14 protein-coding genes and 1 riboswitch are annotated in these 15,342 nt (G+C 40.0%); of the genes, 8 read left to right on the plus strand and 6 right to left on the minus strand.

The window, feature by feature from the left end; genetic code table 11:
• Positions 1-271 precede the first annotated feature (271 nt).
• From BLR62_RS00045 to BLR62_RS00055, 3 genes are read right to left on the minus strand one after another with little or no spacing between them, the layout of a single operon-like run.
• Positions 272-3,340 carry an efflux RND transporter permease subunit gene (locus tag BLR62_RS00045; protein ID WP_090791507.1) on the minus strand — a complete coding sequence of 1,023 codons (3,069 nt, stop codon included), beginning with the start codon at positions 3,338-3,340 and terminating at the stop codon, positions 272-274.
• On the minus strand, positions 3,337-4,209 hold the full coding sequence (locus BLR62_RS00050; protein ID WP_090791509.1) for a biotin/lipoyl-containing protein: 873 nt from the start codon (positions 4,207-4,209) through the stop codon (positions 3,337-3,339). The genes BLR62_RS00045 and BLR62_RS00050 overlap by 4 nt, the downstream gene beginning before the upstream one ends.
• Positions 4,206-5,063: a TetR/AcrR family transcriptional regulator gene (locus tag BLR62_RS00055; protein WP_090791512.1), complete on the minus strand. Its 858-nt coding sequence runs from the start codon at positions 5,061-5,063 to the stop codon at positions 4,206-4,208. The genes BLR62_RS00050 and BLR62_RS00055 overlap by 4 nt, the downstream gene beginning before the upstream one ends.
• A gap of 193 nt (positions 5,064-5,256) precedes the next feature.
• Here BLR62_RS00055 and BLR62_RS00060 point away from each other — a divergent pair, with 193 nt between their 5' ends.
• From BLR62_RS00060 to BLR62_RS00075, 4 genes are all read left to right on the plus strand, one after another.
• On the plus strand, positions 5,257-5,736 hold the full coding sequence (locus BLR62_RS00060; protein WP_090791514.1) for a competence protein ComK: 480 nt from the start codon (positions 5,257-5,259) through the stop codon (positions 5,734-5,736).
• 102 nt (positions 5,737-5,838) lie between these two features.
• On the plus strand, positions 5,839-7,539 hold the full coding sequence (locus tag BLR62_RS00065; RefSeq protein ID WP_090791516.1) for an ABC transporter ATP-binding protein: 1,701 nt from the start codon (positions 5,839-5,841) through the stop codon (positions 7,537-7,539).
• 11 nt (positions 7,540-7,550) lie between these two features.
• Positions 7,551-9,332, plus strand: coding sequence for an ABC transporter ATP-binding protein (locus BLR62_RS00070; protein WP_245719357.1), 1,782 nt, complete (start codon positions 7,551-7,553; stop codon positions 9,330-9,332).
• Positions 9,333-9,393: 61 nt separating this feature from the next.
• Positions 9,394-10,467: a hypothetical protein gene (locus BLR62_RS00075; protein WP_090791519.1), complete on the plus strand. Its 1,074-nt coding sequence runs from the start codon at positions 9,394-9,396 to the stop codon at positions 10,465-10,467.
• A gap of 24 nt (positions 10,468-10,491) precedes the next feature.
• Here BLR62_RS00075 and BLR62_RS00080 read toward each other — a convergent pair whose 3' ends face one another.
• Entirely contained in the window at positions 10,492-10,755 is a 264-nt protein-coding gene (locus BLR62_RS00080) for a hypothetical protein (RefSeq protein ID WP_090791522.1), read from the minus strand.
• A gap of 93 nt (positions 10,756-10,848) precedes the next feature.
• A riboswitch (SAM riboswitch) is annotated at positions 10,849-10,954 on the minus strand.
• Positions 10,955-11,062: 108 nt separating this feature from the next.
• Between BLR62_RS00080 and BLR62_RS00085 the strand changes: the two genes are divergently transcribed.
• The 4 genes from BLR62_RS00085 (at position 11,063) to BLR62_RS00100 (ending at position 13,569) form a co-directional block, all read left to right on the plus strand.
• The gene (locus BLR62_RS00085; RefSeq protein ID WP_176759162.1) at positions 11,063-11,617 is read left to right on the plus strand and encodes a nuclease-related domain-containing protein; all 555 of its coding nucleotides are present in this window, start codon (positions 11,063-11,065) and stop codon (positions 11,615-11,617) included.
• Between the two features lie 97 nt (positions 11,618-11,714).
• Positions 11,715-12,440 (plus strand): zinc ribbon domain-containing protein, encoded by a 726-nt coding sequence (locus tag BLR62_RS00090; protein WP_090791526.1) that lies wholly within the window; start codon positions 11,715-11,717, stop codon positions 12,438-12,440.
• A gap of 53 nt (positions 12,441-12,493) precedes the next feature.
• Positions 12,494-13,237, plus strand: a complete 744-nt coding sequence (locus BLR62_RS00095; RefSeq protein WP_090791527.1) for a hypothetical protein — start codon at positions 12,494-12,496, stop codon at positions 13,235-13,237.
• A gap of 86 nt (positions 13,238-13,323) precedes the next feature.
• The gene (locus tag BLR62_RS00100; RefSeq protein WP_090791530.1) at positions 13,324-13,569 is read left to right on the plus strand and encodes a hypothetical protein; all 246 of its coding nucleotides are present in this window, start codon (positions 13,324-13,326) and stop codon (positions 13,567-13,569) included.
• A 54-nt stretch (positions 13,570-13,623) separates the two neighbouring features.
• Here BLR62_RS00100 and BLR62_RS00105 read toward each other — a convergent pair whose 3' ends face one another.
• On the minus strand, positions 13,624-14,457 hold the full coding sequence (locus BLR62_RS00105; RefSeq protein WP_090791532.1) for an aldo/keto reductase: 834 nt from the start codon (positions 14,455-14,457) through the stop codon (positions 13,624-13,626).
• Positions 14,458-14,526: 69 nt separating this feature from the next.
• Positions 14,527-15,165, minus strand: coding sequence for a hypothetical protein (locus tag BLR62_RS00110; RefSeq protein WP_090791535.1), 639 nt, complete (start codon positions 15,163-15,165; stop codon positions 14,527-14,529).
• Positions 15,166-15,342 lie beyond the last annotated feature (177 nt).

The raw sequence follows: 15,342 nt of genomic DNA on the forward strand, positions 1-15,342 counted from the left end.
GTGTTTCGCGCGGTTATGATGATTTTTCGCGCAGTTAAGCATGATTTTCGCGCGCAAAATGAAAAAATCGCGCGCAGATTCCGTATTTCGAGCAGTCAGATTGGATTTTGCACACAAATTCACGATTTCGAACACAAATCTCATTTTTTGCACACAAATCTCATTTTTTTCACACAAATTCAAATTTTCGAACACAAACTCCAGATTTCGCACACAAACACAAAAAAGCCCACCAACTCTCACTTAAGTTGGTGGACTCTTCCTCATTCAATTATGCTTTTCTATTTTTCCATTTGGTTGAGACGTTATCTACGTACGTGTAAATAACCGGGATCAACACGAGTGTAAAGATACTTGCAATCGTTAGACCGAAGATCACGGTCACAGCCATTGGTTGCTGCATTTCTGCACCTTCACCTAATCCTAGGCCAAGTGGAATCATCGCAAGAACAGTTGTCAACGTCGTCATTAGAATCGGACGAAGTCGGCTTCTCCCTGCTTCAATAATCGCATCATAGCGATCGATCTCACGTCTTCTCAATATATTCGTATAGTCGACCAGCACGATCGCGTTGTTAACGACAATACCGGCAAGCATAATAATCCCGATAAACCCGACGATACTTAGTGGTGTACCTGTAATAAAGTAACCGAACAACACACCAATAATCGAAACGGGTAGCGAGAACATAATGATAAATGGCATCAAGAAGTTCTCAAATTGAACAGCCATGACAACATACACTAAGAATATGGAAAGAAGTAAGACGAGCGCGAGTTCACCGAACGCCTCTTCCATATCTTCTGCCTGACCACCAATTGAGTACGTATACTCATCTGGCCAATCCATTCCGTCGAGGCGTTCCTCGATTTCAGATGATACAGTACCAAGATCGGCACCCACCACATCAGACGAAATCGTCACAAGCGGCTGTTGATTACCACGCTGCAAGTTAGCAGGTGCTTGCGTATGCTCAAGCGATGCAATTTCATGAAGTGGTACTTGCATGCCCATTGGTGATTGAATCATCATATTGCGAATATCAGCAATCGTGTCGTAATCCTCTTCCGGATACTGCACGCGGACATCCATCTCATTTCCATCTTCTCGGTAGCGCATAACAGTTTGACTCGACATACGCGTTTCAACCTGATTCATCACGAGGGCATCAGCTAACCCGTATCGTGCGGCCACTTCTGAATCGACTTGGATATCAAGTTGTGGTTGCACTTCATCAATCGATGTTGATGGACTATAAATACCGTCAATTTCTTCAATTTCAGCTAATACATCCGTCGACAATTCATTTAACACATCATGCTCGGGTCCTTGTAATTCAATCGAGATCGGATCACCCATCTGCATATCATCCATCGCACTTACATTAATATCAGCACCTGCAATGTGCGTCGTGTTTTCCGATAACTCTTGAACGAGGTCTTCTGTTGTCATATCACGATCAGATGCGGGCACGAGTTCGAGCGTGAAGTTCGCGGAATTACCGCCTCCACCGCCCATGCCCATCATACCGGACATCATGTCACCGCCTGCGATGGAAAGGTTATTAATACGGATAATATCATCATACTCACTAATGACTTCATCCACTTCCATCGCAATCTCTTCGGTTCGTTCAGCTTGTGAACCTGCTGGCGTTTCAACATCTACACTAATTTGACCTTGATCCCCTTCAGGAATAAACTCAGAACCGATAAATGGTATAAGCAATAAACTTCCGACGAGTAAAAGCAAGGTGACGAATAACGTCGTCTTCCGTAGTCTAAGCGCTTGTTTTAACACTCGTTCATAACCATTTGCTAAACGTTCCAAGAACCGGTCAAACCAATAACGACGTTTGTTTGACTCTTGATTTACATCGACCAACAATTTAGACGACAACATCGGTACGAGTGTAATTGAAACAACAAGCGCTGCAATTAAAGCAAAGGCAACGGTTGTCGCAAGGGGAATAAACAACTCAGCAGCGATCCCTGACACAAATACCATCGGTAAAAATACAACTAATGTTGTCGTTGTCGATGCAATAACGGCTGGGGCAAGTTCAGATGCACCAAGTTTAGCCGCTTCAAATTTTGAATAGCCTCGTTGCCGGTAGGAGACAATATTTTCTAAAATAACAATCGAGCTATCAACCATCATCCCAATACCGAGGGCTAAACCACCCATTGTCAGAATGTTTAATGTCTCACCTGTAAAGTATATTAAGCTAAACGTTGCAATAATCGCAATTGGAATCGATACCCCAATAACAATCGTCGCACGTAAACTCTTTAAGAATAATAGCAAGACTAAAATTGCAAACAACCCACCTAAGAGAATGTTTTGTACAACGGAGTTAATCGATAGTCGAATAAACTCAGACGTATCATAAACAAGATCAAGCTCCACGTCTCCTGGTAAACTTGCTTCAATCTCATCCATGCTATCTAACACATTATCACTCACTTCAACCGTGTTCGTACCGGATTGACGCATAAGTGATAACACAACGGCATCTTGCCCGTTAACGAGTGTCGTATCAGGCGTTGTAAATGTATCCTCAACTGTTGCTAGATCAGACACATGCAATATAGAGCCTTGTTCGGTTTGAACAATCGTCTCTTCAATCTCTTCAACCGATTGATACGTCCCGTCAACACGCACTTGTAAGTTTTCATCACCACTTCTAACGGTACCTACAGATCCTGCTTGGTTCGCACCACCAAGTGATTCCATAACATCTTGAGCACTTACACCGTACTGCATCAACTTCGATTCATCTAATGTGACGTCAATAACGCGTGATTGCCCACCTTCCATCGTCACATCCGCAACACCGGATTGACGTTCTAAAGCTGGTATGACTTGATCATCAGCTAAATCTTGCAGTTGAACTAAATCCTCACCTGAAAGACTCACCGCCATAATCGGCATTTGGTTCGGGTTAAAACGCAGGACGTTCGCATCCCCTGCATCATCAGGTAACATCGGACGCACTTGATCAACCCGTTCTCTCACTTCAAGTAAAGCATTATCTAAATTCGTACCCATATCAAACATCATAATAACAGTTGATGAGCCGGTATTCGACTGTGTTTGAATTGAATCAATACCCTCAATCGTTCCAAGGGCTTGCTCTAGTGGTTCACTAATTTGGCGTTCCACATCTTCAGGCGCCGCTTCCTCATAACTGACCGATACAACAGCGACCGGTAAATCAATATCTGGCAGTAAATCAATGGCTAAGTTTTGAACAGATACAAATCCAGTCGCAATGATCGCCAGAACAATCATAATAACGCCGACTGGACGTTTAACGGATGTCTCGACTAACCTCACGATTCAACATCCTCCTCTTGGAATTCAACGGAATCCCCATCATCTAATGTTAATTGACCACTAGTCACGACCCACTCATCAACTTCAACGTCGCCATCAATTGCTGTGTAGTCAGACTGAATCAGTTCAGCTTCAACATCCACACGTTCTGCTACGTCATCTTCAATGCGGTAAACAAAATAACCTTCATCATCTTCATTTAAAGCTTGTGTTGGAATAAGGAGCGCATCTGTTAGTGTCTCTTCAGCTACATCAATGCGTGCGACAACGCCCACTTTCCAATCTGCTTCATTATCAATAGATAGACTGACTTCATACATCCCTGTCTCACCAGGTAAAACAGAGACATTTTCTACAGTTGCTGTTTGCACTTCATCATCATCTGAAATCGTGACATCGAATTCATCGTCTACTTCAAACAATTCACTTCTAAGTGCCGTCACTTCAACCGTCATATCTAATTCGGCTAAATCAACGATTAACATCGCTGGCTCTTCAGTTGAGGTAATATCGCCTTCTTCTAATTCTAAATCAGCGATACGCCCATCTTCATCAGCGGTTAATTCAACTTCCATCCCATTTTCCATCGATATCATTGTAATTAAAACATCATCTTCTTCAACAGAATCACCAACTGACACGTGCACTTCATCCACTTCACCAACAGCTGGTGCCATCACTGGCGTAACAGATACAGGCTCTGTTCGCCCGTAAAATGACTGATTAATCGTTAAATCGCCTTCTTCAACTTGCTCTGCTTCTACAGCTACGGTTTGATCTTCTTCCACTTGTTCTTCACTTCCATTGTCATCATTACAGGCAATGAGTACCATCATCATGACAATTAATAAACTAACGACCTTTTTCATTTGATTGTTCCCCCTAAATATCTATTTAATTTTTCAATTTTATCTTGCAATGAACCGATCGACTCTAACGACTGAATCAGTGAACGGATCATCACTTGATTCGGTTTATCTTTACTCAGTTCACACTTCAATAATTCTACAATTTCATATAATTCAACTTGTTTCTCTTCATCAATTTCTAAAGTGCTAATCGCTTCACTCAACTCATCAAATACATTTACACAACTTACTGACTGTTCGGTCAATTCAAGTTGATCCGGTGATAAAATCGGTGCTGGCAACTCTTTTAAAAGCGCGTCAATCATCGACTGAAAACGATGCACAATATAGTGAGATAAATCACCGACATCAATATCTGCTTCATAAAGGATAATCGTCTTCAAATAACCTTGCAAAATCCCATCATATAAAACAAAACAATCGGCTAAATACGGCCTGATTTGATCACCATACATTTCAAACAACCTAGATGTAATCGCTTGAAAGCTATGGTTATGTAAATCTTTGATCAAATGTTTAAACCCTTCACCGCCGTTTGTATGATCTCTAAGTGTCATAAACACATGCCCTTTGTGATCACTAACCGCCTGTAAAAAGAGCGCTGTTTGTTCAATCAATTTCGATTCTGGATCTTGATTCGATTGATTAATACGCGTCACTTCATCAAGCATTTGCTCAGCATAATATTGAACAATTTCTGAAGTGAGCGCCTGTTTCGATGAAAAATAAAGGTAAAAGGCGCCTTTTGATACACCACTACGCTCTGCAATGGCTTGAATTGATGTTTTGTGATAGCCTTTCTCAGCAAAAAGAGCGACACTACTTTCAATAATACGACGTTTTTTCTCTTCCATCTATGTCGCACCTCCAAATCTTTGACTGACCAGTCAGTCATTATCTACTTTCATAAATTAACACAATTTTAAGGAACCGACAACTGATTTGACTGCATCAAAATTAATTTCTAAGAATGATCATTTATGTCTAGTCATTTTGTCCTTTTTATGAGATATTTATTAAAAGACTGTAAATTGTTGACAAAAGGAGTTGAGTGAAATAGACAAACGTATCGCCTATTACCGAATAAACGACCTGACTTTGTATTTAGAAGATGCACGAAAGTTAGATGCTTCGACTCGTATAGAAGAACGTGATGCGACCTATGAATCGATCCACACATTAAAACAAATTATGGATCACAACTGCCTCATGAATGGTTCTTCTTTTGCAGGAAGAAAAGCAGCCATGCAAGCCATTTTTGACTTAAAACAAACCCCACCCATTGCCATTAACCCAGAAAAAGAATACTATGCGTTTTATGTTCAATTACCAAATGAATTTAAAGCGATTTGGATCTTAACGAAACAAATCAAAAACATTCAACAGCTCGATCACACAACGATCATTCACTTTCACCACGGTAAATCATACGCACTCAATATCTCACGTGCTCGTTCCAACCGCATTTTCGCCCATATGTATCGTTTACAAACCTATTTTACAAAACATAAGCATCCAATCGGCTAAACAGGTGACAACCGCCCCCTTTAATCTGTATACTTAAGAAACAGAAAAGTTCGAATAGAAAGATACATATTAAACAAAGTACAGAGAGAGGGGGATACTTCTATGAAAACATTACGTCCATACTTATCACGCTACCGGCTCATCATCGTACTTGCGCTTAGCTTGATGCTATTTGAACTCGTCGTTGAGCTCGCCTCTCCTTTATTACTCGCTCGATTAATAGATGATGGCATTTTAACCGAAGACTTAACAGTGATTACATACTATGGACTGATCATGATCGTTTTATCAGTTCTTGGGTTTATCGGTGGGATTATTAATTCCTTTTTATCGGCACATGTAGCACAAAGTGTCAGTTTTGACCTGAGACAAGATGCATTTCGGCAAATCATGAATTTTTCAAATAAAAATCACCACCGCTTCCCGGCATCATCACTCGTAACCCGGCTCACAAATGATATCCATCAATTCCATCGCTTTTTATTTATGTCGCTTCGGATTGCAGCACGTGCACCCCTTTTAATCATCGGGAGTGCTTTCATGGCAATTCGTGTCGATGGTGAATTAGCGCTGATTCTTGTAATTGCGATGCCGCTTCTCGTTTTATTTTTTATTTGGTTAATTAAAAAAGGGGTTCAATCGTTTAGAATCGTGCAACGTGCACTGGATCGTGTGAATTTAATTATGCGAGAGAATCTAGCACATATGCGACTCATTAAAGCCTTTTTAAGGCATTCGTTTGAAACATCGCGTTTTCATGATGCAAGTGACGTATTAAAAGACCGCACGATTCGTACGTTACGCTTTATGGAAATGGGCACGCCTGTCGTGCTATTCTTTATGAACTTATCGATCATTGTCATTCTTTTCTTAGCACGAGGACGCCTAGAGGCAGGTACAATTGAAGTCGGTGAGGTTGTTGCGATTGTGAATTATGCGACACGTATGATGTATGCAATATCGCTTCTTTCCTTTATTTTAATGGCCTTTAGTCGAGCGCGCGCATCGTATAGCCGTATGGAAGACGTCCTAACTGAACCGATTGATATCCTAAGTGGTGAAAAAGATATTCAAGTAACCGATGAGAATCTCATTCACTTTGATCACGTGTCGTTTTACTATCACGATCAAGATTATCCTGTGTTAAAAAATATTGAATTTACCATTCAGAAACACGAAACCGTCGCCTTAATTGGCTCAACGGGATCAGGGAAATCAACATTAATTGAGTTAATTTCACGACTTTATGATCCAACAGAAGGAACGATTTATTATGGCGATCAACCACTTCATACGTTAAAGCTTGACGAGCTACGATCACGAATCGGTTATGTCCCGCAAGAATCTCAGCTTTTTAGTGGCACGATTCGAGAAAACATCCGCTTCGCATCACCTGATGCAACAGATGAAATGATCAAAAAAGCATGCCGTGATGCCCAAATTGCTGAAACGATTGAAGCATTGCCTGATCAATATGATACCCATGTGACCCAGCGCGGGGTAAATCTCTCGGGCGGGCAAAAACAACGACTCGCCATTGCCCGTGCATTTATTTCAAATCCTGAATTACTCATTTTAGATGATGCGACCAGTGCGCTTGATTTAAAAACAGAGAAGAAACTGTTGGACGTCTTAGCATCGCTTGATGTGACCGTTCTTCTTGTCACTCAAAAGGTTTCCACCTTCACGTTGGCTGACCGGATTATTTTATTGGATAAGGGGGAAATAAAAGCGACAGGCACCCATCAATCATTACAAGAAGAAAGTAAGATCTATAGACAAATTGTTAAGTCCCAATCTTAATTTAAGAGGAGGTGGTTTCGATCGAACGACATAAACAAGAACCTGTAGATGTAAATAATATATGGCCGACGATTAAACGACTGATGCGCTACTTGAGTGCTTCACGTGTAAAAATCACACTTGTTATTTTTTTCGTTCTATCAAGCAGCGCGCTTTCTCTTTTGGCACCATTCTTATTAGGGTATGCGATTGATCAATTTTTAGAAGACTTACCTTTCGATCAGTTCACCTGGTTGTTAATTGGACTTGGTGTCGTGTATTTCTTCCATTCACTCACGATGTGGTTGCAGCATTTTGTCATGATTCAACTCGCACAAAACGCCGTTTATCAAATGCGACAAGATTTATTTGAAAAACTGCACCATTTACCGATTCCATTTTTTGATCGGAACACACATGGTGATTTGATGAGCCGGTTAACGAACGATTTAGAAAATGTTAGCCAAACGCTGAACACATCTGTGATTCAATTGTTATCGAGTGTCCTCACACTAACAGGGACGTTTATCTTTATGATTTACTTGAGTCCTCTCCTAACGCTTGTCACACTTTCTGTCGTTCCGATTTTGTATTTCGGGATGAACTGGATCACAAAGCGAACGCGTCTTTATTTTAAACAGCAACAACAAGAACTCGGTGAATTGAATGGTTATGTAGAAGAAATGATCACCAATCACACGGTCGTGTCTATTTTTACAAAAGAAGAAGAAGCGATTGATGAATTTACGACCATCAATCAACGGTTAAAAAAGGCTTCTTACTTAGCACAAAGTTATTCAGGTTTTATTCCTAAACTATTAAATGTCTTAAACAACTTAGGCTTTGCACTACTGGCATTAATTGGTGGTTTACTGGCGATCAATCAAATTGTTACGATTGGGTTAATTGTAACCTTTACTCAGTATTCACGACAGTTCACCCGCCCATTAAACGAATTGGCCAACCAATTTAACACCGTTCTATCCGCAGTTGCTGGTGCAAAGCGTGTCTTCGCCGTGTTAAATGAAGAAAACGAAGAAGATATAACAGACGATGACAGAACTTGGGATCGCATTGATGGACACTTAACGTTTGATCAGGTGAGCTTTAGTTATACACACGATCAACTGACACTGACTAATATCAATCTTGAAGCGAGTCCTGGTGAGATGATCGCATTTGTCGGGCCGACGGGGGCCGGCAAGACGACGATGATTAACTTGATCACCCGTTTTTACGACCCAGACGAAGGTGAAATACGAATAGATGGCACACCGATTCAATCCGTTAGTCGCCGCACATTAAGACAACACATTGGTTTTGTGTTGCAGGATCCATACCTATTTCAAGCAACGATTCGCGAAAATATTCGTTACGGGAAATTGGATGCAACCGATGAAGCGGTCGAACAAGCAGCGAAAGAAGCTAATGCTGACCCCTTTATTCGCACACTTCCACGTGGCTATGACACCGTCTTAGACCAAGATGGTGGCGGAATTAGTCAAGGTCAAAAACAACTCATCTCAATTGCACGAGCGATTCTTTCAGACCCTGATTTATTTATTTTAGATGAAGCTACAAGCAGTATTGATACAGTCACAGAAAGCTACATTCAAGATGCCTTAAACAACCTGATGAAAAATAGAACGAGTGTCGTGATCGCGCATAGACTAAATACAATTCAACAAGCCGATCAAATTTTCGTCTTTAATCACGGAGAAATTGTTGAATCCGGAAATCATGAAACACTTATTCATCAAGATGGTTTCTATAAAAGTATTTACCAATCACACTTTAAACCAAGCACCGCCTAGTTTAAAATGGAGCTCATTGTGGAAAATAATAAATAGACAGACCAAAAAGGGGTTTTTGGATATGAAACGACAAACAATTTTTGCGAGTATAGCAGGTGTTGTTCTACTCGTCGTTCTCGCTTTAATCACTGTACCGATGATGGATGATGACGCAACTTCACCTGCCGAAGACCATCCAGATGATCAAACAACTGAGCAAGAACAAGTAGAAGATGGCCCTGATTTAGCTAGAGAATTAGATGAAGAAACAGCCGATCAATTACTCTCAGATTACGAACAGGTCTTTCTTGACGTCGTGGACAATGTTGATGATGAGCAGTATGCAGTCGACTTCGATACTCAACAAGAAGTGCACGATCATTTCAAACAAGTGATGACACCATCTCAATCACAGACCATTTTTTTAAATTACTTTGAAGCTGATGACCAAGGTGTTTATGTCATCCCAATGGATGGGAAGACGTTTATTAACCCCGATGAGGATTATGAGTTGACTGAACGCGGTGATGAGCGTTACACGATCGAACAAACACAATCGAACCCCCAAATGGGAACCGTTACATTCCGTTATGACATTAGATATTCAAATGATCAAGAAGCTTGGCTAATCCGTGAAACAGAGAGTGAGCAAATTGAGGACACCGATGCTGAAGAAGTAGCCGAGAACGTCATTCACGCAATCGATGACCAGGATATGAGCGCCCTTGCCGATTGGACGCATACATCTCATGGCATTCTCTTCTCACCATATGTCAACGTCAGTGATGAGGATTTAATCTTTTCAGAAGCTGAGATTGCAAACTTTGATGAAGATGATGAGATTTATACGTGGGGTGTTTATGATGGCCGAGGCGACGACATCGACTTAACACCTGAAGATTATTTTGATGAATTCTTACCGACAAATCTCTTAATTGAACCAGATGACATTTATGTCAATGAATTCAGTCAACACGGAAATGTACTCAACAACATCGATGACTATTTCCCTGATGCGACAGTTGTTGAATACCATCACGAAGGTACCGACGAATACGACGGTATGGATTGGTTCAGTATTCACGTTGTTCTTGAAGAAAATGAGCATGGCCAATACCGCGTTGTCGCACTCGTATCCGATCAGTGGACCATTTAAAATCATTAGCTCCTGATCACTCGATCAGGAGCTTTTTTGCGCCTTAAATCTTTGCCTTCTAAATTGATCCCGAATATACCGTTCAATTGCGCCTTTCTTTCGTTTCATTAAGCGCTCCATTGTTCGTTTTTTCAAGACTAGAAAAATAAGTTCTCCCTGATCTGATCGAATCATAAGCTGATAAATCCCCTCTTTCTCGACTTGACGCAAATCAAAACGAACCCCTTCGTCAAACTCACCAATCAAGCGACTCGCAGCACTCAGTACTTCATGAAACACTAAATCCATATTGATCACTCCTATCAGACTGTCAACATACCTCAAAGAGTGAAAAAACCTCTCCCATCTAGAATGATGAAAGAGGTTTGTCGGTCTGTATCGACGTCATCATTCAAAGCATTTATAGCTTTGCTGGTTGGGGCACCTTACCAATAGCAGGTTGCCGTGGAGTCACTGAGCCAGATCTCTCGTCCACTCTTTATAGCGTATGTTGTTACCTAATAGTCTATCATAATGTTACAGATCTGTTAATGCATTATTTTCACAAATCTTTGTGTTAAAATAGACCTATTAACTGGATGTGAGGAGAATGAACATGTTTGAATTAGAAGGCTTTATCATCATCGCGGTCGTTGTCGGCTTAAGCATCTTATTAAATCGAATGCGTAACCGCGTGAGCCGTCAATATATTAAACAGATTTTAAGACACTTACCAAGTGATCATTACGAAGTTTTGACAAATGTTCCGCTAAAAGAAGGAACCGCGGATCACGTTGTCTTATCTGTCTATGGTGTTTTTGTCATTGACCAACAAAATGATACGGGAAAAGTCACCGGATCGCTAAAGGATGAAAACTGGACGCAACATTATAAAAAACGCACAAAACAGGTTCCTAACCCATTGTCCAAAACAAAGGCACAAGCAGAAACGATTCAAAAACATCTAAACCTAAAAAGTAAACATATCTTTCCCATTGTTGCGTTTAGTAATGCCACAACGATCAATGTAGACAAATCCTTAATCGACACGTATCAAGTCGTCAATTACGACGGAGTCATAGATGCGATTCAAGCCAAACAAACACCGCAATTATCAAAAGAAGCGGTGAAAAAATTAACCGAAAAACTCAATAATCTTTATGTAAAATAATCTTACGAACTCCTTTCGCCCTATTAAAAAAGATGTAGAAATAGATCAAAATGTGTCTTATAATGAGGACTGATATTTATAAAAAGGAGTGTTTTTATTGCAATGTCCAAATTGTAAGACAGTGATCAGTGAAGAAGCTTCGTTTTGCGGGGAGTGTGGTACCCCAGTTAACAAACAGGAAGCTTTCGACTCAAATGCTAAGTCTAATGAGTTCGTTGAACAAAGTAAGGCTATTAGTAAAGCTTACATAAGCTACTTGCCAAATGCGATCAAGCATCCTTACGCAAGTAGTAAACACATGACCGATAACAAAGGAGATATGATCAACAGCATCATTACGCTGCTCTTATTTTCGTTTTTAATTCCGTTCTTCTCTTATGTTGTCGCGCATTCATTTTACAGAGGCTTAACCCCATCGTTTTGGGATATGACGTTAAGACCCTTCATCTTAATTACTATTTCAATTGCGGTCATCACGGCGGTTATGTTCGGTGTCATCAAATTAATGAAACTCAATTATTCATTTATCCGTGTCATGACCACGTTTGGAACGTTGATGGTACTCCCAACACTGAGTGTAGCTGTATCAATCGTCCTATTTATAATCGGTTTGCAAGAATTTAGTATGGTTGTCCTCGGCTTTGCGCTCATTCTATTTACGCTATCATTTATCGCAACCATTATCTCACTTGCTGATGCATCCGACACAAAACCAGCAATCGATGGCTATTACGGTGTTATTCTCACCATCATTGGCGTCTTGATCGCGGGTCAAATTTTAGGAGAAGCACTTAGTGAGATCATGTTATTCAACTACTTATAAAAATGTGTAGCGCACCTAATTTGGTGCGCTATATTTACTAGGAGGTAATTGATATGCTTTTTAAATGGATGACGCTATTAAGCGTTAGTTTCGTTCTTTTAGGCTGTCAGTCAACAAACTTAGAGACCGCTACTGCGAGTCAATCAAAACAGACGACTTTAGAAGAAAAAGCACGGCCACTGACTGAACAATTTTTCGTTGAACACATCTTAGAAATCGAACAAGAAACAGTTGATATGATGTATGAACACTACGAATTTCATGATGACGGCTTTACTTTTACGATTGAATTTAACGCTATTAAAAATCAATTGACCGACTTCTATACGGTCGACCAAATTGAAACATACATAAAAGGTATTTACGATCAACCGAATGACTATAATGAATACTTATATGCTTTTCCCTTAGGCGCTTCAGTTGACATCTATGATGCTCACTTAATGCACCATACAAACCGAGTCGAACTGATCGTAGAAAGTGACTTTTATTATCAACCGAACCCGACTATTTATGAGCTTGTTTTAGAGGATGGAAAGTGGAAAATTAATGGTCAACGAAATATCACGCTGCCAGCTGATATTCGGTTTGCTTTAACAGAGGATCTAGCTAATCATGGTTATGAAGAAATTGATTCGATTGACGTCACTGAAGATCTGGATAGTTTTGAGGATCGCCTGCCTTATTATAAAGGTGAGAAAGATTATCCGTTTGAAGTCCAGCTTTCGAATCAAAATAAAACACTGACAGGTGAATTCGATCCGCTCACCGGTCGATTGTCACAATTAGAGGAATAAAGCCATCATTTGATTCAATGACGCGTTTCTATATGACGAAACATATGCTATGATAGACTCATCTTAAGCGAAGGGGTGTCACCCACTTGATTAAACAAAAATGCCATTTTATTATTGAACATATGTATGAGGATCATGATTTTAACGAACAGGTCGCGGTACTCTTTAACCCAATTGGTCTCTACACCATTACGATTCCGTCACGCCACCTTCAAACGGTTAAACATATTGACGATCAATTAATTGTCACCGAATTAACGAACGCATACTTAATTCCCAGTCAAACCGTTAAAGAAAAAAAGGATGAATGGCGAAAACGAAATGATTCCTAAATTTGTATAAACTAAACCAAAACCGAAGGGCAATATGTCCTTCGGCTTTTTAGTTTAAAACTCTTCATATTCAGCTGGATTTTGATTTTTACGACGGCCATCTGGTTCTGTCATTTGATTAATCCGATCTATATCATCCGCTGTCAATTCAAAATCAAAAATATCAAGATTTTGCTTTTGACGTTGCGGGTTTTGTGATTTTGGAATACTAATCGACCCGAGCTGATAATGCCACCTTAAAATAATTTGTGCACTCGACTTTTGATGCCGAGTTGCTATTGATTGAATCACGTCTTGATCAAGTAATTCTTGACTTCTTGCGAGTGGACTCCAAGACTGTGTCTGAATCCCTTTTTCTTGATGGTAAGCGCGTTGTTCTTCTTGATTAAAATACGGATGCAACTCGATTTGATTCATACTTGGCAATACACCCGTTTCTTTTTCTAAGACCTCTAGGTGCTCAGGTAAAAAATTACACACACCGACAGAGCGTATTAATCCCCATTTCTTTGCATCAAGTAATGCTTGCCACGCCTCGACATAATGCCCTTGTATTGGGTTTGGCCAATGGATCAAATAAAGGTCAAAATAATCGAGCTGACTACGAAACAATGACTCTTGAATCGCCTCAACAGCATCTTGATAATGGTGATAACGACCAGGTAGTTTTGATGTAACGACTAATTCTTCTCTTGGGACAGCAGTCTCACGGATCGCGCGTCCTAACGTCCCTTCATTTTCATAATTATAAGCAGAATCAAGTAATCGATAACCACTCTTGATTGCCGATTGAAGCGCATGGACACCGGCTTGTCCTTTAAGTTTATATGTACCAAAACCTGTCGCCAGTACTTCTAAACCATCGTTTAGCGTAATCGTTGGAATCATTTCCTCACCTTCCAGTCTATTTATTTCTACTTCTATTCCTGTTTTTATATCACATGAAACATAGAGACATCATTTTAATGTTTTAGTGACAAGCTCATCATTGACAATCAACCCACCACTATCATGTGGCAAAACCTCTAAAGTCTCAAGTTGTTCATCAAGAAACACTTCAACATCATGACTCATCACCATTTTGTAAGCATTTCTCGTTTCCTTTACTTCTATATCAGGATTAAGTGCATAGTCTTCAGGATCAACATATGATTTCCGTCCATTACTTGCTTCTTCATCCGATGTATAATGACTTTTCTTATATACAAAAACCGTTTGGACCGGTTCTGATGGATCCACAACATAGCGATCACGAGCTTGATCATATTCAAGCTGATACGATTGTTGCTGATACCATCCTTCTCTTTCACGGATACTCATGTCGACTTCATCTTCTTGATTAATCATGACAAACACTTCATGCTCAGCATTCAAAGAACGATAAGCACCAGCTATATCACTACTACTAGATAAATTAATAATCGCACCTATAAGGATTAAAGCTAACAAACTATAAATAACACGTTTATTCTTTACTACCACCCTTTTATTTGAGTGAGGTTTAGCATCAAAAGGTGACCCACATGTTGAACAAACCCTCGAATCTCCTGTTCTTTGCTGACCACAATTCGCACAGTACTTAATCGTTTCACTCATGTATTATGCACTCCTTGCACTTAGTTAAAAATAAATAATCAACCACACCCATTATAAAGTAAATATAACCATTTTTACATGAATTATGGAAATTCATCTCAACTCAATAATTATTTAGCTGAAAATTCACACTAAAATAACTCAACCCCTAGTTTCTATGAAATGGAATGATATGGT

Source organism: Pelagirhabdus alkalitolerans (genome assembly GCF_900096905.1).
Lineage (GTDB): Bacteria > Bacillota > Bacilli > Bacillales > Amphibacillaceae > Pelagirhabdus > Pelagirhabdus alkalitolerans.

What these genes read in the sequence shown, in the direction of transcription:
- BLR62_RS00050 (WP_090791509.1), bottom strand. Translation starts at nt 4,209, where the DNA reads ATGAAAAAGGTCGTTAGTTTATTAATTGTCATGATGATGGTACTCATT.
- BLR62_RS00055 (WP_090791512.1), bottom strand. Translation starts at nt 5,063, where the DNA reads ATGGAAGAGAAAAAACGTCGTATTATTGAAAGTAGTGTCGCTCTTTTT.
- BLR62_RS00065 (WP_090791516.1), top strand. Translation starts at nt 5,839, where the DNA reads ATGAAAACATTACGTCCATACTTATCACGCTACCGGCTCATCATCGTA.
- BLR62_RS00075 (WP_090791519.1), top strand. Translation starts at nt 9,394, where the DNA reads ATGAAACGACAAACAATTTTTGCGAGTATAGCAGGTGTTGTTCTACTC.
- BLR62_RS00080 (WP_090791522.1), bottom strand. Translation starts at nt 10,755, where the DNA reads ATGGATTTAGTGTTTCATGAAGTACTGAGTGCTGCGAGTCGCTTGATT.
- BLR62_RS00085 (WP_176759162.1), top strand. Translation starts at nt 11,063, where the DNA reads ATGTTTGAATTAGAAGGCTTTATCATCATCGCGGTCGTTGTCGGCTTA.
- BLR62_RS00095 (WP_090791527.1), top strand. Translation starts at nt 12,494, where the DNA reads ATGCTTTTTAAATGGATGACGCTATTAAGCGTTAGTTTCGTTCTTTTA.
- BLR62_RS00105 (WP_090791532.1), bottom strand. Translation starts at nt 14,457, where the DNA reads ATGATTCCAACGATTACGCTAAACGATGGTTTAGAAGTACTGGCGACA.
- BLR62_RS00110 (WP_090791535.1), bottom strand. Translation starts at nt 15,165, where the DNA reads ATGAGTGAAACGATTAAGTACTGTGCGAATTGTGGTCAGCAAAGAACA.